This window comes from Pseudomonas sp. GW456-L13 (assembly GCF_017350115.1).
Taxonomy (GTDB): domain Bacteria; phylum Pseudomonadota; class Gammaproteobacteria; order Pseudomonadales; family Pseudomonadaceae; genus Aquipseudomonas; species Aquipseudomonas jessenii.
In genome coordinates, this window is sequence record NZ_JACNAS010000002.1 from 2,402,058 (window position 1) to 2,424,328 (window position 22,271).

Sequence of the window (22,271 nt, forward strand, 5' to 3'; positions counted from 1 at the left end):
AAACCGCGCCATACAAGCAAGAGGATCCCGGACGTGGAAGAAATCATCGAACAACTGCGTGAAGCCAACGAACCGGTACCGGTCCCCTTGGAGTTGCCCGACGAAGACCTGCTGGTCGAAATCGAAGAACAACTGTTCATCGACATTCCGTTCGTCTTCAGAGAGTTTCTGCTGACCGTCAGCGATGTGGTCTACGGCAGCCTGGAACCGGTCACCGTGACCGACCCGCAATCCCACACCTACCTGCCCGACGTTGCCGCCAACGCTTGGGACGCCGGCGTCGATCGCAGCCTGATCCCGATCTGCCAGGACGGTGATGACTACTATTGTGTCGAAGAAGACGGCACCGTGGTGCTTTGGCAGGCCGAAGAAGAACTGATCGCCGAAGAGACCTGGGAGTCGGTTTGGCACTGGGCACGGGACGTCTGGCTGGAAAGTTGATCCAGTCAACGCCGCGGGGTGGTCAATGCCCGGACGACTCCTTGTGATTGTCGAGGGTTTCCAGCAACGCCACCTGCATCCGCGTATGCACACGAATGAACCAGCGCCACAGCAGCGCCGCCACGGCGGCCGCGACCACGGCGATCAGTACCAGCAACTTGTTGGTCGGCAGAATACTGGCCGACAAGGCTGCCAGCAGAAAAAAGATCACCAGCAGCGACAGGATCGGGATCACTTCGGCGATCACCCGGCGCACTCGCTGCGTGTGGCGCCCGGCCATCTCCGGTTTCACGCCCATTTCCGCGAGCAACATCGACAACGCCTTTAGCTTGCGGTACGCCGCAATCAAAAAAGGCAGCGATAACAACAGCGCTCCGCCCCAGATCAACGCCTTTTGCCAGCTCGGATCGCTGATCCAGCCTTGCAGGTAAGCCGACATGCGTTCGGCGAAGTACGCGCCCGAGAAGAAGATCGCGATCACCAGCGCCAGATTGACGCCCACCTGCAGCAATATCCTGCGAATCATGGATGCCAGTAACGCGCCCTCACCCTGCGGCTGGATGCTGCGCAGCCATTCGCCATACATCCCCAGCACCCGCCCCAAACGTTCTGGCATCGCGCTTGCGAGCTTGATCGACAATGGATCGGCCGCACGGATCAGATAAGGCGTCAGCAAGGTCGTGATCACCGAAACCGCCACAGCCACGGGGTATAAAAAGTTACTGGTGACCTGCAACGTCATGCCCAGTGCCGCGATGATGAAAGAGAATTCGCCAATCTGTGAAAGACCCATCCCGACTCGCAGCGATGTACGTCCGTCATTGCCGGCGATAAATGCACCAAGGCCGCAGGACAACATCTTGCCGAGCACCACGGCTACGGTGATTACCGCGATTGGCCAGGCGTACTGAAGCAGGATCGCCGGATCGAGCATCAGCCCGATGGCCACAAAGAAAATCGCACTGAAAAGATCGCGAACCGGTTCAATCAAGCGCTCGATTTTCAACAGTTGCCGGGATTCCGCCATGATCGCGCCGATCAGGAATGCACCGAGGACCATGCTGTATTCAAGCTTGACCACCAGCAGGCAGAAACCAAAACACAGGCCCAGCACCGTGATCAGCAGCATTTCGTTGCTTTCGAATCTGGCGACGTAGGCCAGCAACCGCGGCACCATCAGGATGCCAATGACCAAGGCGACGATCATGAACAGCGACAGCTTGCCGACCGTGGAAAACACTTCGCCGGAGCTGACCGTACCGCTGACCGCGATGCTGGACAGCAACGCGATGATGCCGATGCCCAGAATGTCTTCGACGATCAGCACTCCGAATATCAACTGGGCAAACCGCTCGTTCTTCAGCTTCAGATCATTGAGCGCCTTGACGATGATGGTGGTCGAGGAAATCGCCAGGATCGCGCCGAGGAACAGTGAATCCATGGTGTTCCAGTCGAACCAGCGACCGATCTCGTAGCCGATCCAGATCATCAGCACGATTTCCAGGAATGCCGCGATGAATGCCGTGGCACCGACCTTGAACAACTTGCGCAGGCTGAACTCCAGGCCCAGGCAGAACATCAGGAATATCACACCGAGCTCGGCCAGGGTCTTGATGGTTTCTTCGTCGTGGATCAGGCCGAATGGCGGGGTGTGCGGGCCAATGATGAAACCGGCGACGATGTATCCCAGTACCACCGGTTGTTTCAGGCGATGGAAGACCACGGTGACCACGCCTGCGATCAACATGATCACTGCCAGATCCTGAATGAAACTGATGGCATGCATGGCGTGAGACTCCCTGGGTGGTATTGCTCGATCCCCGGACGCAGGAAAAGTCTGATCGAGCAGAACAAAAATCGGAATTGCACGTAGGAAATGCCCTTGAGGCGGGGCTTTTGCAGGGTAACACCGCGACTTCTGGCAGAAAGGCGGTGCAATATATGGAAACAGATCGATCCGGCGTGACGGCGACCCGACACCCGGCGTCCCGATAACTGTTGGTTTGAAAAAAACCGCCGAGGCACCCGCAGAGGTGCATCCCTCAAACCTGGCCTTGACCCGTGAGAATGCTATGGAACCCGGAAACGCCCAGCTGTCGATGACGGTATTGATGACCCCCGACATGGCCAATTTCTCTGGCAATGTTCACGGCGGCACCCTGCTCAAATACCTCGACGAAGTGGCCTACGCCTGCGCCAGCCGTTATGCCGGCCGCTATGTGGTGACCTTGTCGGTGGATCAGGTTATTTTCCGTGAGCCGATCCATGTCGGCGAACTGGTGACCTTCCTGGCCTCGGTCAACTACACCGGCAACACCTCCATGGAGGTGGGCATCAAAGTGGTGACCGAGAACATCCGCGAACGCTCGGTGCGCCATACCAACAGTTGCTTCTTCACCATGGTCGCGGTGGATGAGCAGCGTAAACCTGCATCGGTACCACCGCTGCAACCGCAGAACAGCGAAGACAAGCGCCGCTATATGCAGGCCCAGCAGCGTCGGCAGATTCGTCAGGAGCTGGAAAAGCGCTATCAGGAAATCAAGGGCGACGCCTGAGCTGGTCTGTCAGGCTGATGGTGTTCGTTAGATAGCCATTCGCGAGCAAGCCCGCTCCCACACTGGATCTATGCAATACCGAAGATCAAATGTGGGAGCCTGCTCGCGAATGGGGGCAACGCAGAATCAAAGGCTGATCGAGGTCGCCTCGAACCGCACCCGCGGATGGGCAATCCGGTCCTGAGCCCGAACCAGTTCCAACTCGTAGCTGGCACAAGCCTGGGTTTCCAGCAGCACTTCATGCACCGCCGATGCCGTGAACTCGAACGCGGCCACCAGGCTGTCGCCCAGCAGCACACGCGCCAGAAACAGGCCGGACGTCAAATCGCCCACGCCCACCGGCTGACGCGGGAACGCCAGCAACGGGCGCTGCAAATGCCAGCTGCCTTCGGCCGTCACCAGCAGCATCTCGAAGACCTCAGCAGACTTGCCTGGGTAGTCCAGATGCTTGACCAGCACCGCTTTCGGACCGCGCACCAACAATGCACGCGCCATTGCCAGGCAATCGAACAGCGACTGCGGCTTGCGTCCGGAGAAGCTGTCCAGCTCCAGCTGGTTCGGGCACATGAAGTCCGCCACGGCGGCGGCCTCCTCCAGCAGAAAATCACTGACCTCCGCCGGAACACTGCAGCCCTTCTCCGGATGCCCCATGACCGGGTCACACAGGTACAGCGCCTTGGGGTTCATCGACTTGATCCGCTCCACCCCCGTCAGGATCGCCCGGCCCTGGGCCGCACTGCCGAGGTAACCGGAGAGCACCGCATCGCAGTTGCCCAGCTCGCCAATCGCCGCGATGCCTTCGACCAGGTCAGGTATCTGGTGCGGCGCCAACACTTCACCGGCCCACTGACCGTACTGGGTGTGATTGGAGAACTGCACGGTGTTGAGCGGCCAGACATTCACCCCGACCCGTTGCATCGGGAAAACCGCGGCACTGTTGCCGGCGTGACCGAATACCACGTGGGACTGGATAGCGAGCAAATGCGGTGTACGTTTCATGCGGTGGATTTCCGTAAAACGATTGAAATTCTAGCCGCGCAGTATGCGACTAAACGCAGCCTGTACGACAGACCAGCGACACAGTTAAGCTGACACTATCTTGTTGGAGCACCCTGTTGATGCTGACCCTTGGAAATATATTCGTGCTGATGCTGTTCGCCACTGCCGGCGCATGGCTATGGCACAACCACGGCTTGCGCGAGCGCGCGCTGGAGCGGGTCAAGCAGCATTGCGGCAAACTCGGGATCGAATTGCTCGACGGCAACGTGGCCTTGAAAAGAATCGCGTTCATCAGGGATGCCAGTGGTCGGCGACGCCTGGCCCGTGTGTATAACTTCGAGTTCACCGTGACGGGCGAAACCCGCCACAACGGTACCATCACCCAGTTCGGCGCTCACAGCGCACAGATTGAGCTGGCGCCCTACCCGGTCCCGTTCGACGAAACCGAACCGGTGGTCGAAGTGGCGAAACCTCGCGCGGAAGTGATCGAGCTGAGCCAGTGGCGTCAGGAACACACCAAGTGGCGACCTTGAGTCATTAACCCGATCCGGATCGACATGCTGCCAGCTCACGCTGCAGTCGTTCTGCATTCTGCGTTTCACTGAAAATCAGCTCGATACGCGAATCCTGCCGCCATTCACTGGGCTGCCAGTCCAGCACCGAGTTATCCACAGCGTTCGCCGAGACCCATCCGTGGGCGCTGTGGATAACCAGCTTCGCCCGCATCCAGCCAAGGCAGTCAAGCCACTGGCCAACCAGAGCGGCATCAAACACCTGGCTTGGGTGCCAACGCCATCCGATACTCCAGCCTCCGTCCTGTTCCTGACTCAAGCAAATGGGCAACGCGGGATCACTCCAGACCGCCGGCAGCTGCGCCAACCCCCTGGGCAAGACGAAGTTATCCACACCTGCCAGCGCTTTGGCATGCAGCCCCGGCAACTCGCTCAAGGGTAAAGCCGCCTGTTGCGTCCAGCGCAGAGGGAGCGGCGGCAATTGCCCGGTGATTCGCTGGCGGCTTTCTTCTTCGAGCCCTTCAGACTTGTTCAACAGTAATAATCCCGCATGGCCCAGCGCTTGCTGTTGAACATCCGGCAGCGGTTTGCCCGCGGCGAGCGACTGGGCATCCAACACCAGCACACAAGGCTGGACAGCCAACACGCCTTGCCACGGCGCTTCGCTCAATTGCCTGAGCAACTGCGCCGGATGCCCCAGCCCCGAGGGTTCGATGAACAGCCGATCCGGTTGTGCCTTGCGCAACAAGCGCCCAAGACCAATCTGAAACGGCGCACCGTTGACGCAACACAAGCAGCCCCCGGCCACTTCCCCCAGTGCGATACCATCGGCGTCCTGGGTCAGTAGCGCAGCGTCGAGACCGATCTGGCCAAACTCGTTGATCAACACCGCCCACCGCTCGCCAGCCGGGCGCTGAGCCAGCAGGTGCTTGATCAGGCTGGTCTTGCCGGCACCCAAGGGGCCGGCAATGACATGGGTGGGGATATTTTGCAGCATGGTTGATGATTTCTGAGGAGGTGGTGGATGCGGTTGATTGGCTTGGCGTTGCTCCTGGCACTCGTTTCAAGCGAAACGCTGGCCCAGGCTTGTGTGGTTCATAGCCAGGGCGAGCGACTTGATGTCCAGGTTTGCCAGCAGAACCGCAACATCCCGCCAAAACTCTTCGCCGATGGTTTCTGCCAACCGAACCTGGCTGGGCAGAAAGTCGACGTGCAGTATGTCGATCAATGTCCCGGCGGCGCATTTGGAATCTGCAGCAACGCCCAAGTCGCCAATATGCCCTACCGACAGGATATTCACTATTACGGTGTTGCCACCGACGCGGCGTATTTGCAGCCGTACTGCGAGGCCCAGAGCCAGGGCAGCTGGCTCAGGCCCTGAAGCGCCAGCAGAGGATCAGGCAGCCTCTTCGTACCAAGGGCCGAATGGATCAGGCAGCAAATGCCAGCCCTCTGCGCCCAGCGCCATTTCCTCATCGGTCAGCAGGCATGCGTCCAGCTCGGCCGCAAGCTGCGTGAAGTCGATGTTCTGGCCGATGAAAACCAGTTCCTGACGACAGTCCCCGCTGTCAGCGGTCCAGTTTTTCATGATCCCGGCGGTACTTTCTTCGTCTTGCGGCCATTGGTTTTTCGGTACGAAACGCCACCAGCGTCCGGCGAAGCCGTAGCGCATCAAACCACCGGCCTGAGACCAGCTGCCGGCATCCATGTGCTTGCTCGCCAGCCAGAAAAAGCCCTTGGAGCGCAGCAGTTTGCCGTTGTCCCAAGGACCGTCGATGAAGTTGAAGAAACGCTGTGGATGGAACGGTCGGCGAGCCCGGTAAGCACTGGAAGCAATGCCGTACTCTTCGGTTTCCGGCACATGTTCGCCGCGCAGCTCCTGCAACCATCCCGGTGCCTGGGCAGCCTTTTCGAAGTCAAAACGACCGGTGTTGAGAATCTTGTTCAAGGGGATTTCACCCATCGACATCGCAATGATTTCCGCCCTGGCGTTGAGCCGTTCAAGTATGGCGATCAACTCCTCACGCTGGTAGCTGCTGATCAAGTCGATCTTGCTGAGCAAAATCACATCGGCGAACTCGACCTGCTCAATCAACAGATCGGTAATCGAACGTTCGTCTTCCTCCCCTAAGGTTTCTCCTCGGGAAGCCAGGCTTTCGGCAGCCTGGTAATCGAGCAGGAAGTTCATGCCATCGACCACCGTGACCATGGTGTCCAGACGTGCGATGTCGTTGAGGCTCTGGCCGTTTTCATCGCGGAAGGTGAAGGTTTCCGCCACCGGCAGCGGTTCGGAAATACCGGTGGACTCGATCAGCAGATAGTCGAAGCGACCCTCCCTGGCGAGTTGGCTCACCTCCTCCAGCAAATCTTCACGTAACGTACAGCAAATACACCCATTACTCATTTCCACCAACCGTTCTTCAGCCCGATTAAGGCTGACATCGCGCTGGACTTCGGTGCCATCGACGTTGATTTCGCTCATATCGTTGACGATGACTGCAACTCGCAAGCCATCGCGATTACGTAGTATGTAATTAAGAAGTGTACTTTTTCCGGCACCAAGAAAGCCGGAGAGAACGGTCACGGGGAGTCGATTGGACATCTGCATATTCCTCACAGGGATGCCCGGTCGCTGTGTCGGGCTTACACAATGTTATACTGTAACAACATCAATAAACCATCCCCTCTTGCTCAGCAGGGCAAACGACAGGATGCTGAACGCCGCTACCCTCGTGAGAAAGCCCATGCGCAACGCCCTTAAACCCGTATTGATCATGCTGTCCCTGCTGGTGGCTGCCGACGCGATGGCACAGGTCCCGAGCCTGGCCAAGTGCACTCGCAGCGCCAACCTGCTGGCCTGCGTGGATGCGGATGGCAACGCCTACAGCGTCAATACCGCCGGAAGCACGATCTATTTGCGGGGTTTCGAAGCGGCCGGAAAACGCTATTGGGCACAGACCAACAGCCGCTACGGCCAGCTTACGTTTTTCACCGGTATCGCTTCCGACGGCGAGACCTGGGTTGGCTACAACCGGCGCGTCGGCTGGACCACGATCAACCGGTTTTCCAGCTCCGGCGGCAGCAGCGCCAGGTTCACCTGCAGCCGGATCGCTGGCTGTTAGGCCGGCTTGTTTTTCTGCTCTTGCTGCCAGGCAAATGACGTCTGTGCATGATGAAAACCTGTTCATGAAAAAGGCATCGTCGATTTTGTTGTTATGATATAACATTATAAATCAACTCCCACGATGGACCTGCTCATGAATGCGCTGACTCTGCCGGATATCGCCGCGCAGGCCTCACGCCAAGCCCTGCCACTGGAGTGGGTGGGCATGTGCGGCATTGCTCTTCCAGTTTTGTTTGAGGGCCAACGACTGAATGCAAAGGCCGATGCCGGCGTGAGCCTCGACGATGGCAACGCGCGTGGCATTCACATGTCACGGCTCTATCTCGCACTTGAATTGTTGGAACAGGAAAGCCTTTCAGCGGCTTTATTGCGGCGGGTTTTGCAGCGTTTTCTTGAGAGCCATGAAGGGCTGTCCAGCAGCGCCCACTTGACCCTTCACGCCGATTTGTTGCTGAAAAGGCCCGCGCTAATCAGTCCATTGGCGGGCTGGAAAAGCTATCCGATCAGCATCGAAGCACGTTTGAAAAACGCAATGTTCCACGTGGAACTAAAAATCGAGGTGCCTTATTCCTCAACCTGCCCGTGTTCTGCTGCTCTTTCTCGACAGTTGATTCAGCAGCAGTTCGTCGATGATTTCACCAACAAGCCACTGCAACACGCCGACGTTTTAGCGTGGCTCGGCTCCACGAATGGCATCGTCGCCACACCTCATAGCCAACGCAGCAGCGCAAAGTTGCGCGTACGGCTGGCTGATTTTTTGGACGAGTTGCCTCTGATTGCCGTCATCAGTGACGCTGAAGCCGCACTCGGCACAGCCGTTCAAACAGCGGTAAAACGCGCCGACGAACAGGCCTTCGCCCTCGCCAATGGTCAGAACCTGATGTTCTGTGAGGACGCCGCACGCCGCTTGAATCTGGCCCTGAAGCGCTCCACGGGCATTAACGCCTTCCACATTCGTGTGATCCACGCCGAAAGCCTGCACGCCCACGACGCCGTAGCCGAAAGCCGTTTCAACTGGGAGGTCGCATGATCGGTTGCCACGCCTTGCGCTGGGGCGCACCGGGGCAGCCACTGACGCCAGCGCTGGACTTCGAACTGTCGAAGGGCAGCCTGACTGCCATCATCGGTGCGAACGGCTCCGGGAAAAGCAGCCTGCTGAAGGTCATCGCCGGCCTGCAAAAACCGTTGGCCGGAAAGGTTCGACTGGATGTTCCACTCAAGGGCGGTGTGTCGTTCCTGCCCCAGCAACAACACTTGGACAGGCAATTTCCGATCAGCCTTCAGGCATTGGTCGCCGCCGGTTTCTGGGGCAACAAACAATCACCGGTAATCCGTAGCCAACGACTGGCAACCGTCCTCGAAAACTGGTGCCTGAATGGCCTGGAAGATCGACCCTTGATGGCCCTTTCCGGTGGCGAATTGCAACGCGCCCTGCTCGCCCGATTGAGCCTGACAGACGCACCCGTGCTGTTGCTCGATGAACCCCACGCGGCCCTCGATGAACTCGGTCAGGCATTACTCTGGAAACACATACACGATTGGCACCTCGACGGCCGGACGCTGGTGGTCGTGTGCCATGACCTCGCCGCTGTTCGCGAGCACATCCCACATACATTGCTGATCAAAAGCAACGGTTGTGTATTCGGTCCGAGCGCCGAACTGATCCGCCAACAACCTCAATCGCAGGTGGCCTGATGATCGCTGCCGCGCATCTCTGGCAACCGTTCCACGAATTCGTGTTCATGCGCCGAGCGCTTCTCGGTGGATTGGTCTTGGCATGCAGCACGGCGCCCCTGGGGGTATTTCTGATCCTCAGACGCATGAGCCTGATCGGTGATGCCGTCGCCCACGGCATCCTCCCCGGTGCGGCGTTAGGTTTCTGGTTTGCCGGATTGAGCCTCCCTGCGTTGACCATCGGTGGCCTCGGCGCGGGTCTGAGCATGGCAGGCCTCGCAGCCTGGATTACGCGACGCACCGGCCTGCGAGAGGACGCCAGCCTTGCGGCGATCTACCCGATTTCCCTGGCCGGTGGCGTGCTGATTCTCGGCATCGCCGGCAAACGCCTGGACCTGTTGCACCTGCTGTTTGGTTCCGCGCTGGCAGTCGACGGCCCGACCTTGACCGGCATGCTTTGGGTCTCGGGCCTGAGCCTGATGGCCATGGCACTGATCTACAAACCACTGCTGCTCGACACCCTCGACCCGCTTTTTCTGCATACCGTCAGCCGTCTCGGCCCACTGGCCCACGGCGTATTCCTGACGCTGGTGGTGTTGAATCTGGTCATCGGCTTCCAGGCGATCGGCGCGTTGATGGTAGTCGGCCTGATGATGTTGCCTGCCGCCGCGGCACGTTTCTGGAGTCGCCGCCTGCCAATACTGATCGTCGTCGCCGCCGTGCTCGGCAGCCTCTCGGTATGGCTCGGTTTATTGATCTCGTTCTATTACTCGCTGCCCAGTGGCCCGGCAATCGTGCTGGTGGCCGGCGGTGGATATCTGTTGTCCGTGGTGTTTGGGCCGGTGCACGGCTTACTGCGCCGCCCGCCTTTGCTCACATCCCAATGAGGTGTTAACCGATGCGCGCTTTACTTGTGCTGTTCAGCTTGATGGTGTCGATGTCACTGTCCGCCGCCGAAAAACTTCAGGTGGTCACCAGCTTCAGCATCCTCGCCGACATGACCCGGCAGGTCGGCAAGGATCACATCCAGATCACCAACATGGTCGGCCCGGACGCGGATGCGCACACGTACGAGCCGACACCGGACGACGCCAAAGCGCTGCTCAAGGCCAGGCTCATCATCAAGAACGGCCTGGGTTTCGAGCCCTGGCTGGATCGCCTGGTGACGAGCACGGAGACTCGGGCGCCGGTCATCAGCGCAAGCCACGGTGTCATACCCCGTAGCCTGGATGAAGACGGCGAAACCGTTCCCGACCCGCACGCCTGGCATAACCTGGCGAACACCGAGCTGTACATCACCAACATCACCAAAGCGCTGATCGCCGCTGACCCGGCGAACACCGCCGACTATGAGCGCAACAGCCAGCTGTACCTGAAACAGGTCTACGCCCTGCTCGCCGAAGCCAAGGCCAAACTCGGCTCACTGCCACCGGGCAACCGCAAGGTCGTGACGTCCCATGATGCCTTCGGTTATCTCGGCCAAGCCTACGGCATCGAGTTCATGGCGCCTCAAGGACTCTCAACCGAGCGCGAGCCTTCAGCCGCCGAAGTGGCCGCACTGATTACCCAGATTCGTCAGGCCAAGGTAAAGGCGGTGTTCATGGAAAACATCAAGGACGCCCGCCTGCTCAAGCAGATCGCAGATGAAAGCGGCGCGCAGATCGGCGGCACGCTGTACTCCGATGCCCTGGCGGCGAGTGGTCCGGCCAGCACCTTCACAGGGTTGTTCGAGTACAACCTCAACACCCTTTACAACGCGCTGAGCAAGCCATGATCCGCAAGAACCCCTCTGGAGATTTACCGCTGATTGCCGAATCGGCCTACGTCGACAAGACGGCAATCATCTGCGGCAAAGTGGTGATCGGGGAGAACGTGTTCGTCGGCCCCTACGCGGTGATACGTGCTGACGAAGTCGATGACTCGGGCGACATGCAGCCGATCACCATCGGCGCCAACTCGAACATCCAGGACGGCGTGGTGATCCATTCCAAATCCGGTGCGGCGGTGACCATTGGCGAGTTCAGTTCCATCGCCCACCGCTCGATCGTGCATGGCCCCTGCACCGTGGGCAATCGAGTGTTCATCGGCTTCAACAGCGTGCTGTTCAACTGCGTGGTCGGCGACGGTTGCGTGGTGCGGCACAACTCGGTGGTCGATGGTCGTGACCTGCCTGAAGCTTTCTACGTACCTTCCACCACGCGGATCGGCCCAAACACCGACCTCTCGCAATACCCGCCGGTGAGCGTCAGTGCTTCGGAATTTTCCGAAGATGTGGCGCGCACCAACGTCGACCTGGTACGCGGCTACAAAGCCCTGCAAAACGAGTTCTGAGCATGAGTAGCGTGCTGATTCGCAATGCCCGCGTTGCTGGAACCGGTCGCGGAACAGATTTTGCCGATCAGCACACTGGCGGCCAGAACCAGCCATCGTGTCAGGACAAATTGCCTGGCATGACAAACGTCTTAATGAAGCACCCCTACGGTTTATGCGATAACGCTCGTTAGAAGCACCAGAGTACGCCGACCATGATCCAGATCACCCTGCCCGATGGTTCATTGCGTGAGTACGACCAGCCGCTGTCCGTGCACGAGGTGGCCGCCAGCATCGGCCCCGAACTGGCCATCGCGGCCGTCGCGGGAAGGGTCAATGGTGTACTGGTGGACTGCGAATACCTGATCGAGGCGGATGCCCGGGTCAGCATTGTCACCCCCCGGGAGCCGGACGGCCTGGAGATCCTGCGTCGCTCCTGTGCATTGATGCTGGCCATGGCGGTCAAGCAACTCCACCCTCATGCGCAATTGCGTGCGGGAAAGGAACTGGGTGACGGTTTCTATTACGAGTTTGCAGTCGAGCAACCGCTGACCCCCGCAGACCTGCCTCTAATCGAAGCGCGCATGCAGTCATTGGCAGCAACCAATCACTCGATCCGTCGTCGGCCGGCGCGCGAAGCCGTGTCGCTGTACCGTCTGGGGGACGCCGAGTACCAGAGCCATGGACCGCACGTCCCAACCACCAAAGTCTTGCAGGCGTTTGCCCTCGATCACATCAGCGGCACGTTGCAACAACGGATCTACGGCACCTGCTGGTCCAGCCATCAGGAGCTGCAACACTGGCGCGTTCCACCCCATGTGGTCGTCGTGAGCATGGATGAACGCCAGGCGACTTATGCACAAGCGGTGACCGAGTCCTTGCGCCAAAAAGGCGTGCATGCAAAGGCCGACCTGCGAAACGAAAAGGTCCGCTACAAGATTCGTCAGCACAGCCAGACCGTGCCGTTCCTGGTCGTGGTTGGCGAAATGGAACAGGCTGGGGGGTTCGTCAGTGTGCGCAGTCGCACGGGGGAGGATTTTGGCCGGATGGCTGTCGAGGCGGCGTGTGAGTGGTTAAGTCGGCCGGGGATTCAGGGCGGTTGAATGGACGCTTTCGCGAGCAGGCTCGCTCCCACAGGTGATTTGTGTTCGACACATAACCGATGTGGGAGCGAGCCTGCTCGCGAAGCTTTTTAAGCTCTTGGCTTTACCGTGCCGCAATCCTGCCCCAACCAGACGGCGCGGGACTCGAGGCTGCCCTTCTGCTGAATGCCGGTGGCGTTGAACGTCCCGTTGACCTTGGTGGTGAATTCACGATCACTGAGGAACGTCGCCACGCCGGCTCCCTGGGCTTTCGGGCAGCTGAAACGGAATTTCCACTGATTGCCGGAGCGGTCGGTGATTTCCTGTTTGCAGCCCGACTGCGGATCGGTCAGCGGAATGTTGTCGGTCTTGACCTGTTCAGGGGTCAGGCACGCCCGGATCCCTTTACCGCCCATGGTGATGCCCTGCTTTTCCAGCTGCGCACGCTGCTCGGGAGTCATCTGGTTCTGGATCTGGCCGAGGATCAATTGCAGGTCCGGCATATTCTGCTCGTCGACCTTCATGTTGCTCGTGGTCAGCTCCCACAATCCTGGTTGCAGCATTTGCGCGTGAGCCGCCACAGGAAGTGCCAAACCCAGTGCCATGGCCAAACCCAGCAGACGAACGTTCATCGAGTAACTCCTGATCAGTAGTGGCCGTTAGACGTCAGCCGCGGGCTTCGGTTCATGGTCGAATTAATTAGCGACATTCTGCACGGAACATGGTCTGTTAAGCACTGAATCTTCAGGAGCAAGGCAGCCCCCATGGATTACTTCGGACCACATATTTTCGGTTATACCATCGCCCTGTTGCACTCGCTGGGCATGATTGCGGCCATACACGCCGTGTTGACCGTCCGTACCGCCCAAGGCTCGATCGCCTGGGCCCTGTCGCTGTTTTTCATCCCTTACCTGACGCTGATCCCTTACCTGATGTTCGGCCGCAGCACCTTTGATGGCTACATCAAGGCCCGGCGGCAGGCCAACGACGAGATGCGCAAGGCTGTTTCCGAACTCAACTGGCGGCCCTGGGTAGAAGAAGCCCTCACCGCCCGCGCTTCTTCTGCCTACGCCTCGCTCAGAGCGATGCCCAAGCTCGGACACATGCCCTGCCTGGCCAATAACCAGATGCGGCTGTTGATCAACGGCCAGTCTACGTTCGAGGCCATTTTCGATGCCATCGGCCAGGCGAAAGAAGCCGTGCTGATCCAGTTTTTCATCGTCCACGACGACCGCCTCGGCCAACGCCTGCAGACTTTGCTGTTGAAGAAAGCCGCCGAAGGCGTAGCGATCTATCTGTTGTATGACCGAATCGGCAGCCATTCCCTATCCAACGGCTACGTGCAGGCCTTGCGTGATGGCGGGGTCGAGGTCAAGGCTTTTGGCCCTCGTAATGGCTGGTTCAATCGCTTTCAGGTGAACTTCCGTAACCATCGCAAAATTGTGGTGGTGGACGGCATTCTCGGCTTCGTTGGCGGGCACAACGTCGGTGATGAATACATGGGCGAGAAACCGCCCCTGGCCCCTTGGCGCGATACCCACGTGCAAGTGCGCGGGCCAGTGGTGGCGTGCATGCAGGAGTCTTTCGCTGAAGACTGGTTCTGGGTGGCTCATGCCCTGCCGCCACTGATCCTGCCCGAGGTTTATCCGGAAGACGGCGTGCTGTGCCAGTTGCTCGCCAGCGGGCCGGCAGACGCCTACGAAACCTGTTCTCTGTTCTTTGTCGAAGCGATCCATGCAGCGACGGAACGGATCTGGATCACCAGCCCGTACTTCATCCCCGATGAAGCCGTATTCGCAGCGTTGCGTCTGGCGGTCCTGCGGGGTGTGGATGTGCGGCTGCTGTTGCCGTCTCGACCCGACCATCGAATCGTCTACGCCGCCTCCAGCCTCTACGCCTTCGAAGCCGTGCGCGCCGGTGTTCGGGTGTTCCGTTACGAGCCCGGTTTCCTGCACCAGAAAGTGGTGTTGATCGACTACGAAATCAGCGCCATCGGCAGCGCCAACCTGGACAACCGTTCGTTCCGGCTGAATTTCGAAGTAATGTTGCTGACCGTCGACAGCGCCTTTGCCGCAGAGGTGGAACAGATGCTCAACGATGATTTCGCCAACGCCCACGAAATCGCCAAAGGAGAAGGCCGGGAGACTCACCGCCTGCAGCAGGTCGGCATGCGGGTCGCCCGGCTTATTTCGCCGGTTCTCTAGAGGTAGATATCGTCACGGGTCCATGGCAGTTCATGACTGCCATCGGCGTGGGCCTTCACCGCGAGAATCTGGTGCAGGTTGATCCAGCCCCGGGCAAACGCGTAAGCGCAACCGGCCAGGTACAGTCGCCAGATACGCAGGGCTTGTTCCGGTACGAGTCTGGAGGCCGCTTCAAGGTTGTCCTCCAGGCGTTCGCTCCAGTGATCGAGCGTACGTGCGTAGTGCAGACGCAAGCTCTCGACGTCGACGATTTCCAGCCCTGCCTCACTGATCTCGGCAGAGATCATCGACAGGTGCGGCAGCTCGCCGTTGGGGAACACATATTTTCCAATGAATTCACCGGCACCGCGTCCCACCGGACGGCCATCGGTGTATTTGGCGGTGATCCCGTGGTTCATCACCAGGCCACCGTCTTTCACCGCGCCGAACAGGGTCTTGCAGTACTCGGCAAGATTGGCGTGACCGACGTGTTCGAACATGCCGACGCTGACCACTTTGTCGAAACGGCCATCCTGCGGCAGATCGCGATAGTCGAGCAGTTGCAGTTCGACCAGGTCCTCCAGGCCCTCCGCTTTTACGCGCTCCCGGGCCAGGGCCAACTGCTCCTTGCTGAGGGTGATGCCGAACACTTTCGCGCCAAATTCTCGCGCAGCAAAACGCGCCAATCCGCCCCAACCACAACCCACATCCAGCAGATACTCGCCGGGCTGCAGGCGCAGCTTGCGGCACAAATGACGGAACTTGGCTTGCTGGGCCTGTTCCAGGGATTCGCTGCCGGTCTCGAAATAGGCGCAGGAATATGCCATGTCGCTGTCGAGCCACAGCTGATAGAACGCGTTGGAAAGGTCGTAGTGGTAGGAAATCGCCTTGGCGTCCATCTCTTTGTCGTGGGCGTTACGAACCGGCTGATTGTCGTCGCCTTCATCCAGCAACGCCTGGCTCCATTCATCGCAGACGCGGATCACATCGCTGATGGAGCCTTCAAGCTCAAGTTTGCCTTCGACAAATGCAGCACCAAGGGCGTCCAGGCTTGGATGGGTAAACTGGGTGACCATTTGTGGGTCCTTGACCACAATCGTGACACTGGGCGTCGGCCCCAGATTGAATTCATGGCCATCCCAGAGTCTCAGGCGAAGCGGTAATTGCAGATTCTGTAAGGCCGGTGGAAGATGCGCGAGCATGGAGAAGCCCCCTTGTTTCAGACGTCTAAACAGAGGGTAGACCATCTTAGAAAAATAGCTGGCTATCGAATTAATAGCCGTTTTCAATGATTCGCGACGCCAGAACCGGCCGCCGCGAACGCACAAAATGATGTGCCCTCATCTTCAAAGACTACGAACCGGGCGCACAGTTCTAAAAAGTTGAAGCCCCCCGTGATTACCCGGTTTAGAGCATTCGCCTTCAGGCTTCATCCTTGAGCTTGAGCAGTGGCTCCTGGAACCGCAGCAAACGACCGGCATTGCCCAACACCAGCAAGGTGCTGAGGTTGTGCAGCAACGCCGCAATCATCGCCCCGGCAGCGCCAAGCCAGCCGAACGCGGCGAAGGCCACGATCGCCAGGGTCCAGCCTAGCCCGATGATCACATTCACCTGTAACGTTTGGCGGCACTGACGACTCAGGCGCACGCAAGTACCGAGGCGGCGCAGGTCACTGCCGATCAGCACGATATCCGCCGATGCCAAGGCGATGTCCGCACCGCCCGCGCCCATGGCGACACCCACCACGCCAGCCTTGAGGGCCAGGGAATCGTTGATCCCATCGCCGACCACCATCGGCCGGAAACCGCTGTCGATTTCCTTGAGCACACGCTTCAGTTTGTCTTCGGGCAGGGCCTGCGCTTCGACATCACTGATCCCGACATCCCGGGCGAGCGTTTGAGCGACGCTGTGCCGGTCACCGGTGAGCAACAACTGGCGACCCAACCCGAGGTCGCGCAACTCACCCAAGGCAAATTGCGCCTCGGGTTTGACGCTGTCGGCCAACAACAGCCAGGCGAGAAATTCACCGTTGAGCGCCAGCCCGGCAATCGGACCGTCGTGATCGGGAACCTCCGTTGTACTGATGCCCAGTTGCGCGAACAGCTCCGGCCGGCCGAGCGCCGCTTCGCCCTGCCCGGTCATCGCCACCACGCCCAGGCCCTGGCGCTCATGGATGTCAGTAAGCAGCAGGAAATGCTCCTGGGTCACCAACCCCGCGAGAGCACGACTGACCGGATGACTGCTGGCCGAGCCAAGGCTGGCGGCGAGCTTCAATACATGACTGCGATCCTCCAGCGGACTGTCGATGGATTGCAGGCGCAAGGTGCCGAAGGTCAGCGTCCCGGTCTTGTCGACCACCAGCGAAGTCAGGTCCGCCAACTCTTCAAGGAACGCAGAACTGCGAATCAGAATCCCGTGGCGTGCCGCTACCGCCACCCCGGCAATCGCCGTGGCCGGCGCCGACAACACCAGCGCACAAGGACAGGCCGCCACCAACACCGCGAGCATCGCTTGAGCGTTGTTGGTGATGAACCAGGTCACCGCCGCCAGCAGCAACACCAGCACCATATAGCTGCCCGCGTAACGCTCCAGCAGACGAGTGATCGGCGGTTTCGAGCGCTCGGCGTTTTGCATCAGGGCGATGACTTTGCCGAGGGTCGATTCCTGGCCGGTGCGGGTCACTTCGATCCGTAGCAGACCGTCGAGGTTGATCGCGCCGCCGAACACCGACATGCCGACGCCCGCCTCCATCGGTACCGATTCGCCGGTAATGGAGGCGGTGTCCAGGCTGGCCTGGCCGGACAACACCCGGCCATCCGCGGGCACCCTGTCCCCGGCGCGGACCTCGACCAGGTCGCCCGCCTTGAGCGTGCCGTTGTCGACTTCGATGATGGAGCCGTCCGCCTGAACCTTGCGCGCGTGGCTGCGGGTCAGTTTGCCGAGGGCGTGAATCGCCTCCTGGGAACCGATCACGCTACGCTCTTCCAGCACGTGGCCAAAGATCATGATGATCGGCAACAGGGCCGCCGTCAGCAGATCCCCGGTGGCCCAGGCACCCAGCATGGCCAGGGCGATCAATTGATCGGTGATGCCGTGCAGGCTTGGATAACGCAGGCTGTACCAGCCTGAACGCATGACCGGAACGGCGACCAGCAACGAAGCAAAACCCAGCAGCAGTTGACTGACACCAGTCTGCTCCGGCGCCAGCCAACGCCAGATCAAGCCCAGCGCGAGCAGGCCCAACGCGAGCATGGCCAGGGTCAACTGGCGCGCGGCGCGGCGCTGTTCGGCCGATGACAACAGGCTCGGTACGGCGGCGGTTTGAGCGGTCATTGTGCAGCTCCCTGAATGATCAGGCGGGAATCGTCTTTAGGGTCGACCGTCGTGACGGAGCCGGCCTGGCCGAGGATCTTCGGCATCCGCTCGCGATAAATGCGCAGCAGCATTTGCGGGTCGGTCCCCTGCTGCTGAGCCTTGGCCAGGCTCAATACTGTGGCGGTATCTGCCGAGGCTTTGGCCAGTCGTTCGCTCGCCTGGGCATGGGCCACTTGTAGCGTACGGTCGGCTTGCTCGTTGGCGGTCTGCGTCAACTTCTCGGCTTCGGTGCGCGCATTGGCGACGGCCTTATCGGCTTGCTGGCTGGCCGTCAGTACCGCGTTGAAAGCGTTCACCGCAGGGCTGGGCAGACTCGATTGCACATCGACCCGCGCCACTTCGATCCCCAAGCCCTGCCCCGTTGCGGTGAGTTCGGCCAGCCGTTGATTGATGCCCTGCACCAGATCGCCACGCAAGCGCTCGCGCCGTTCCGCCGCCTGGCTATCAGCGCCGATCAATTCCGGGCGAGCGACCAGGATAGTGTCCAGATCCCGTGCGGCCGTGAGCGCGACCGCACTGCGGGTCACCAGACGATCCAGTGCCGGCAACACGTGTTCGCCCTGAAGCACGAACGTATAGGGCTCGGTGACTTTGTAGAAAACCCGCACATCCAGTTGCACCACACCGGCATCACCCGTTAACAGATAGCCGGAGCCTGCGAGGGCATCGCTGATGGGCGTGGCAAAACTGGCCACGCGATCTGCCTGCATCGCGGCACCACTGCGCAACAAGCCTTCCACTCGGCGCTCGATCACCCGATCCGCCGCCGGCAACAAATTCACCTGCTCGAACGGTTGTGGCCAGGCCAATAACAGCCCGGCATTCTGAATGCGATCCAGCGCGCCGAAATGCAAAACCACTGCGCGATTCTGCGGATCAATCTGCCGCACATTGGAAAACGCCCACGCCAACGCCGCCAACACCGTCACCGCGTAGAGGGCGAGAAACGCCAAGCGCCCGGCCTGAATCCAGGGGCTGCTCAACTCATTTGTTCCACGTGGAACCAAACTCATGGCTGCGATCCGGACTTGTTGTCGAAGCTCGGCGGACCGTCAACCAACACCCGGAACGGTGCGGCGTCGGTACGCAGAATCAGCTTGGTTCCTGGCGTCACCACCGTGCCCAAGGTGTCGAGCGAGCGCAGCAGGTTGTAGAGCTGCGGCGATTGCGCGTAGGCGCGGCCATAAATCTGCGCCGCTTCGACGCGCGATTGCGCTTCGATATCTGCTGCTTTCACCGTGGCATCGGCCTGCACAATTCGCGCATCACGCTCGGCGGCGGAACGAATTTGCGCGGCTTCACGCTTGCCGATGGCCGTGCGCTCAGTAGCGATGGTTTCGCGCTCGGCACGCATCCGGTCGACCGTCGCGGTGAGCGTCACCGAAGGCAGCGTCAATCGCTCGATACCGACCTGCAACACGCGCACACCATAAGTGGTGAGCAACTGCTGATCTATTTGCTTGCGCAGTTGTGTTTCGAAATCGGCGATGCGTACCTGGCTGGCATCTGTATTGACCAGGTTCGCCAGATCAAAACTGCTGGCGGTGGTTTCCAGCGCGGAGCCGACAAAGGTGCGAATCTGCCGCGCGGCTTCATCGGGCTGGTTCTGCACCGCCCGCATGAAACGTTGCACATTGTCCGGATCACCCTGCACCTGCCACGCCACGTAGGCCTGAACGATGATGCGCAGACCGTCCCGTGTGCCGACATCCTGCAAACCGCTGGACGTGGTACGCAGCCGCAGATCCACAGGGATCGCTGCTTCGAACGGTGCCGGCCAGCGCCAGCCCAGTCCCGGCTCCAGCAAGATCCGTGAGGGGTTGCCGAAGCGCGTGATCACCGTGGCCTCACCCGAGCGCACCTGCACCAAGCTCGCGGCAGCGACCGCAAACGCCACCAGCAATGCCGCCCACCCCATCCGACGCCATGGGAATGGACCGGCCTCCTGCGGATCGCCGTGATGATGATGGCCGTGGTGATGGTGCCCGCCATGGCCGTGATCGTGGCCGGCGTGGTCATCGTGATCGTGAGTATGGGACTGGCTCAATTGGCAGCTCCTGGCTGAGCGGTTTTACGCGACGGCGCAGGGTCAACCGGCAGCGTGAACGTACGGAGGTCGATGGTCGGCGCATTGCTGCTGCCGCCCAGACGATGATCGAGAACCAGCAACTTGGCATTGGCCAAACCCTGGGACAACTGACTGAAATACTGTTCCAGCACAAAGGCCTGACCGGCGCTGGCATAGGCTTTTTGTTCGGCGTTGAATTTCAGGTCCGCTGCCTGGGCGCCGGCATTGATTTCGCGGGCGCTGGCCGTCGCCTGATCGCGGGCGATGCTGGCCTGCAACTGCGCCTGATTGGTAGCTTCGGCAGCGGCGCCACGTTCACGGGCGATCAAGGCTTGCGCGCCAATCTGCGCCGCTTGCACGCCGTGATAGGCATTGGCTGCACCGGCCGGAGGGTGAATCGCCTCGACCACCGTGGCGAGAATTTCCACGCCGCTGTCGAGTTTTTGCAGGTCCGCCTGAACCGCGCGGCCGATCTCTTCAGCCAGCCCTACCCTGTCCTCGCCAAGCAATCCGTCGAGGGTGCGCGAGGCGAAGTCGTGAACCAGGATTCGGCTGGCGGAGCTGCGAATCAACATCGGTACATCGGCACTGTTATAGGTCGCAGCCAACGCCGCCTCATCGCTCAAACCAATGCGATAGACGAAGCGCACGTCCATGTTGACGATCTGAAAGCTCTGCTTGTCGGCTCGGCTGCTGGCGATCACCTGGGATTTGTCGTTCACGTGGCTGGCGTCCCACAGACGATTGGCAACTGCCGGGGCCGGGCCTTCAGCGGGGTCTGCCTGATCAGGGGCCGTGGTTTCGCCAACACTGGTGGCCAACTCGTGTACCACGCCATTCTCGACGCTCAACACCCGGCCCAATGGCCAAGGCAACCCCATATGCAAACCTGGGCCAAACACCTCCACTGGCTTACCGAATCGTTCGTAGATGCCACGCTCTTGCAGGGCAATTTCGTGAATGCCGGTCAGCGACCAGCCAACAAGTGCAACCACCGCCAACACCGGCAGGAAGGCCCGACGCATGTAACTGAAGGCCCAGATCTGCCGCAGATCGATGCCGAAGCGGTTATGCAATTCGTGCTGTAACGCCAGCAATGGCTGTGGTGGCCAGCGCAACATGTCAGCGATAAAACTGCGCGCCAGTAGCTCTGGCTCAAGACGTTCACGGCGCGGGCTGAACAATGACAACACCGCGCGCAGCAACAGTTCTGCCGCCACCAGCCCCGGCAGCAGTCCAATCAACACCGCCAGGCGTACGGGCCATACCGAGGTTTCATCGGCAAACAACAGGCAAAAAGCACCGAGCGCCAGGCTGATGATCACCACACGGATCAATTGCGCCAACGTAGCGGCTTCAGGCCATTGCGCGGTGTTTTCCTGCGCCAGATGACGCTCCATCACCAACAGGCCGAACGCCAACAGCAAGAAGCACGCTGCCCCGACAGTGGCTGCCAGCCCCAGTGCTGTCGGGGGCAATGTGAGGTTCCAGGCCTGTTCGACGCCCAATACCGCCAACAATCCCCAGCCACCAAGCCACAGCGTTGGCGCGCCGATTTGCCCTAGCAGGTGCTGCGATTGCAGGCTGATCCGGTCCAGCAAACGCTCATACCACCCCGAAGGCGCGACAGATTCGTCGACAGCAATCACCTTCCCCACGGGGTTCATGGCGCGAGCACGCCACTGGGCCACCCACCAGGCCGATTGCAAACCCGCCATCAACACGACAAACGCCGCGCTCAGGTTCAGCAGCAACGCCGGCCACAGTGTTTGCGATGCAAACAGCCCGGCAAAAAACGCCAGCAGCACACCTACCGTCGCGAGCACGCCCGCACCGATGGCGAACTGGCGCAAACGCCGCCCTTGAATGAACGCCTGCTGAAAGCGCGGCAACCCGGCTAACGGCGTTTCATCAACATCGAGATCGACTTGCATACCACCCCAGAGTG

General features: G+C 60.1%; 22 protein-coding genes. 12 read left to right on the forward strand and 10 right to left on the reverse strand.

The features are described 5' to 3' along the window. The first annotated feature begins 33 nt into the window (after nt 1-33). Complete coding sequence (locus tag J4D25_RS25150) at nt 34-441, forward strand: SMI1/KNR4 family protein (protein ID WP_003187120.1); 408 nt, start codon at nt 34-36, stop codon at nt 439-441. Between the two features lie 22 nt (nt 442-463). On the opposite strand, the gene J4D25_RS25155 is transcribed toward J4D25_RS25150, so the two are convergent. After that, entirely contained in the window at nt 464-2,227 is a 1,764-nt protein-coding gene (locus tag J4D25_RS25155; protein WP_057712697.1) for a cation:proton antiporter, read from the reverse strand. Between the two features lie 286 nt (nt 2,228-2,513). Here J4D25_RS25155 and J4D25_RS25160 point away from each other — a divergent pair, with 286 nt between their 5' ends. Further along, complete coding sequence (locus J4D25_RS25160; RefSeq protein ID WP_057712696.1) at nt 2,514-2,996, forward strand: acyl-CoA thioesterase; 483 nt, start codon at nt 2,514-2,516, stop codon at nt 2,994-2,996. A 126-nt stretch (nt 2,997-3,122) separates the two neighbouring features. On the opposite strand, the gene pdxY is transcribed toward J4D25_RS25160, so the two are convergent. After that, on the reverse strand, nt 3,123-3,995 hold the full coding sequence (gene pdxY, locus J4D25_RS25165; RefSeq protein ID WP_057712695.1) for a pyridoxal kinase PdxY: 873 nt from the start codon (nt 3,993-3,995) through the stop codon (nt 3,123-3,125). A 119-nt stretch (nt 3,996-4,114) separates the two neighbouring features. Between pdxY and J4D25_RS25170 the strand changes: the two genes are divergently transcribed. Beyond that, the gene (locus J4D25_RS25170) at nt 4,115-4,528 is read left to right on the forward strand and encodes a DUF3301 domain-containing protein (RefSeq protein ID WP_057712694.1); all 414 of its coding nucleotides are present in this window, start codon (nt 4,115-4,117) and stop codon (nt 4,526-4,528) included. A gap of 4 nt (nt 4,529-4,532) precedes the next feature. On the opposite strand, the gene J4D25_RS25175 is transcribed toward J4D25_RS25170, so the two are convergent. Next, a complete protein-coding gene (locus J4D25_RS25175) occupies nt 4,533-5,504 on the reverse strand; it encodes a GTP-binding protein (RefSeq protein ID WP_057712693.1) in 972 nt (323 codons plus the stop codon). Between the two features lie 27 nt (nt 5,505-5,531). Here J4D25_RS25175 and J4D25_RS25180 point away from each other — a divergent pair, with 27 nt between their 5' ends. Further along, nucleotides 5,532-5,888, forward strand: coding sequence for a hypothetical protein (locus J4D25_RS25180; RefSeq protein ID WP_057712692.1), 357 nt, complete (start codon nt 5,532-5,534; stop codon nt 5,886-5,888). A gap of 15 nt (nt 5,889-5,903) precedes the next feature. Here the strand turns inward: J4D25_RS25180 and zigA are convergent, their stop codons facing one another. After that, on the reverse strand, nt 5,904-7,109 hold the full coding sequence (gene zigA / locus J4D25_RS25185) for a zinc metallochaperone GTPase ZigA (RefSeq protein WP_057712691.1): 1,206 nt from the start codon (nt 7,107-7,109) through the stop codon (nt 5,904-5,906). A gap of 142 nt (nt 7,110-7,251) precedes the next feature. Here zigA and J4D25_RS25190 point away from each other — a divergent pair, with 142 nt between their 5' ends. The 7 genes from J4D25_RS25190 (at nt 7,252) to J4D25_RS25220 (ending at nt 12,718) form a co-directional block, all read left to right on the forward strand. Next, nucleotides 7,252-7,629, forward strand: coding sequence for a hypothetical protein (locus tag J4D25_RS25190; protein ID WP_057712690.1), 378 nt, complete (start codon nt 7,252-7,254; stop codon nt 7,627-7,629). 135 nt (nt 7,630-7,764) lie between these two features. Next, on the forward strand, nt 7,765-8,661 hold the full coding sequence (gene folE2 / locus J4D25_RS25195) for a GTP cyclohydrolase FolE2 (protein WP_057712689.1): 897 nt from the start codon (nt 7,765-7,767) through the stop codon (nt 8,659-8,661). Further along, a complete protein-coding gene (locus J4D25_RS25200) occupies nt 8,658-9,326 on the forward strand; it encodes a metal ABC transporter ATP-binding protein (protein WP_057712688.1) in 669 nt (222 codons plus the stop codon). The genes folE2 and J4D25_RS25200 overlap by 4 nt, the downstream gene beginning before the upstream one ends. Further along, on the forward strand, nt 9,326-10,192 hold the full coding sequence (locus J4D25_RS25205; RefSeq protein WP_057712687.1) for a metal ABC transporter permease: 867 nt from the start codon (nt 9,326-9,328) through the stop codon (nt 10,190-10,192). The genes J4D25_RS25200 and J4D25_RS25205 overlap by 1 nt, the downstream gene beginning before the upstream one ends. An 11-nt stretch (nt 10,193-10,203) precedes the next feature. Next, entirely contained in the window at nt 10,204-11,079 is an 876-nt protein-coding gene (locus J4D25_RS25210) for a metal ABC transporter substrate-binding protein (RefSeq protein WP_057712686.1), read from the forward strand. Further along, the gene (locus J4D25_RS25215) at nt 11,076-11,636 is read left to right on the forward strand and encodes a carbonate dehydratase (RefSeq protein WP_057712685.1); all 561 of its coding nucleotides are present in this window, start codon (nt 11,076-11,078) and stop codon (nt 11,634-11,636) included. The genes J4D25_RS25210 and J4D25_RS25215 overlap by 4 nt, the downstream gene beginning before the upstream one ends. Nucleotides 11,637-11,830: 194 nt before the next feature. Continuing rightward, nucleotides 11,831-12,718, forward strand: a complete 888-nt coding sequence (locus tag J4D25_RS25220) for a His/Gly/Thr/Pro-type tRNA ligase C-terminal domain-containing protein (protein WP_057712684.1) — start codon at nt 11,831-11,833, stop codon at nt 12,716-12,718. Nucleotides 12,719-12,807: 89 nt separating this feature from the next. Here the strand turns inward: J4D25_RS25220 and J4D25_RS25225 are convergent, their stop codons facing one another. After that, nucleotides 12,808-13,329, reverse strand: coding sequence for a DUF3617 domain-containing protein (locus tag J4D25_RS25225; RefSeq protein WP_057712683.1), 522 nt, complete (start codon nt 13,327-13,329; stop codon nt 12,808-12,810). Between the two features lie 132 nt (nt 13,330-13,461). Between J4D25_RS25225 and cls the strand changes: the two genes are divergently transcribed. Then, entirely contained in the window at nt 13,462-14,901 is a 1,440-nt protein-coding gene (cls, locus tag J4D25_RS25230) for a cardiolipin synthase (protein ID WP_057712682.1), read from the forward strand. On the opposite strand, the gene cfaB is transcribed toward cls, so the two are convergent. From cfaB to hflK (J4D25_RS25255), 5 genes are all read right to left on the reverse strand, one after another. Then, nucleotides 14,898-16,082, reverse strand: a complete 1,185-nt coding sequence (cfaB, locus tag J4D25_RS25235; protein ID WP_057712681.1) for a C17 cyclopropane fatty acid synthase CfaB — start codon at nt 16,080-16,082, stop codon at nt 14,898-14,900. The genes cls and cfaB overlap by 4 nt on opposite strands. A 220-nt stretch (nt 16,083-16,302) precedes the next feature. Next, a complete protein-coding gene (locus J4D25_RS25240) occupies nt 16,303-18,213 on the reverse strand; it encodes a cation-translocating P-type ATPase (RefSeq protein ID WP_057712680.1) in 1,911 nt (636 codons plus the stop codon). After that, on the reverse strand, nt 18,210-19,268 hold the full coding sequence (gene hflK, locus J4D25_RS25245; protein WP_057712679.1) for a protease modulator HflK: 1,059 nt from the start codon (nt 19,266-19,268) through the stop codon (nt 18,210-18,212). The genes J4D25_RS25240 and hflK (J4D25_RS25245) overlap by 4 nt, the downstream gene beginning before the upstream one ends. Continuing rightward, nucleotides 19,265-20,302, reverse strand: coding sequence for a protease modulator HflC (hflC, locus tag J4D25_RS25250; RefSeq protein WP_057712678.1), 1,038 nt, complete (start codon nt 20,300-20,302; stop codon nt 19,265-19,267). The genes hflK (J4D25_RS25245) and hflC overlap by 4 nt, the downstream gene beginning before the upstream one ends. Beyond that, the gene (gene hflK, locus J4D25_RS25255) at nt 20,299-22,257 is read right to left on the reverse strand and encodes a protease modulator HflK (RefSeq protein ID WP_057716536.1); all 1,959 of its coding nucleotides are present in this window, start codon (nt 22,255-22,257) and stop codon (nt 20,299-20,301) included. The genes hflC and hflK (J4D25_RS25255) overlap by 4 nt, the downstream gene beginning before the upstream one ends. Nucleotides 22,258-22,271 lie beyond the last annotated feature (14 nt).

Coding starts and splice junctions, on each gene's coding strand:
- J4D25_RS25220 (WP_057712684.1), top strand. CDS start 11,831: ATGATCCAGATCACCCTGCCCGATGGTTCATTGCGTGAGTACGACCAG.
- J4D25_RS25240 (WP_057712680.1), bottom strand. CDS start 18,213: ATGACCGCTCAAACCGCCGCCGTACCGAGCCTGTTGTCATCGGCCGAA.
- J4D25_RS25160 (WP_057712696.1), top strand. CDS start 2,514: ATGGAACCCGGAAACGCCCAGCTGTCGATGACGGTATTGATGACCCCC.
- J4D25_RS25215 (WP_057712685.1), top strand. CDS start 11,076: ATGATCCGCAAGAACCCCTCTGGAGATTTACCGCTGATTGCCGAATCG.
- cfaB (WP_057712681.1), bottom strand. CDS start 16,082: ATGCTCGCGCATCTTCCACCGGCCTTACAGAATCTGCAATTACCGCTT.
- J4D25_RS25205 (WP_057712687.1), top strand. CDS start 9,326: ATGATCGCTGCCGCGCATCTCTGGCAACCGTTCCACGAATTCGTGTTC.
- zigA (WP_057712691.1), bottom strand. CDS start 7,109: ATGTCCAATCGACTCCCCGTGACCGTTCTCTCCGGCTTTCTTGGTGCC.
- J4D25_RS25210 (WP_057712686.1), top strand. CDS start 10,204: ATGCGCGCTTTACTTGTGCTGTTCAGCTTGATGGTGTCGATGTCACTG.
- pdxY (WP_057712695.1), bottom strand. CDS start 3,995: ATGAAACGTACACCGCATTTGCTCGCTATCCAGTCCCACGTGGTATTC.
- folE2 (WP_057712689.1), top strand. CDS start 7,765: ATGAATGCGCTGACTCTGCCGGATATCGCCGCGCAGGCCTCACGCCAA.
- J4D25_RS25190 (WP_057712690.1), top strand. CDS start 7,252: ATGCGCAACGCCCTTAAACCCGTATTGATCATGCTGTCCCTGCTGGTG.
- J4D25_RS25175 (WP_057712693.1), bottom strand. CDS start 5,504: ATGCTGCAAAATATCCCCACCCATGTCATTGCCGGCCCCTTGGGTGCC.
- J4D25_RS25225 (WP_057712683.1), bottom strand. CDS start 13,329: ATGAACGTTCGTCTGCTGGGTTTGGCCATGGCACTGGGTTTGGCACTT.
- hflK (WP_057716536.1), bottom strand. CDS start 22,257: ATGCAAGTCGATCTCGATGTTGATGAAACGCCGTTAGCCGGGTTGCCG.
- J4D25_RS25180 (WP_057712692.1), top strand. CDS start 5,532: ATGCGGTTGATTGGCTTGGCGTTGCTCCTGGCACTCGTTTCAAGCGAA.
- J4D25_RS25170 (WP_057712694.1), top strand. CDS start 4,115: ATGCTGACCCTTGGAAATATATTCGTGCTGATGCTGTTCGCCACTGCC.
- J4D25_RS25200 (WP_057712688.1), top strand. CDS start 8,658: ATGATCGGTTGCCACGCCTTGCGCTGGGGCGCACCGGGGCAGCCACTG.
- hflK (WP_057712679.1), bottom strand. CDS start 19,268: ATGAGTTTGGTTCCACGTGGAACAAATGAGTTGAGCAGCCCCTGGATT.
- cls (WP_057712682.1), top strand. CDS start 13,462: ATGGATTACTTCGGACCACATATTTTCGGTTATACCATCGCCCTGTTG.
- J4D25_RS25155 (WP_057712697.1), bottom strand. CDS start 2,227: ATGCATGCCATCAGTTTCATTCAGGATCTGGCAGTGATCATGTTGATC.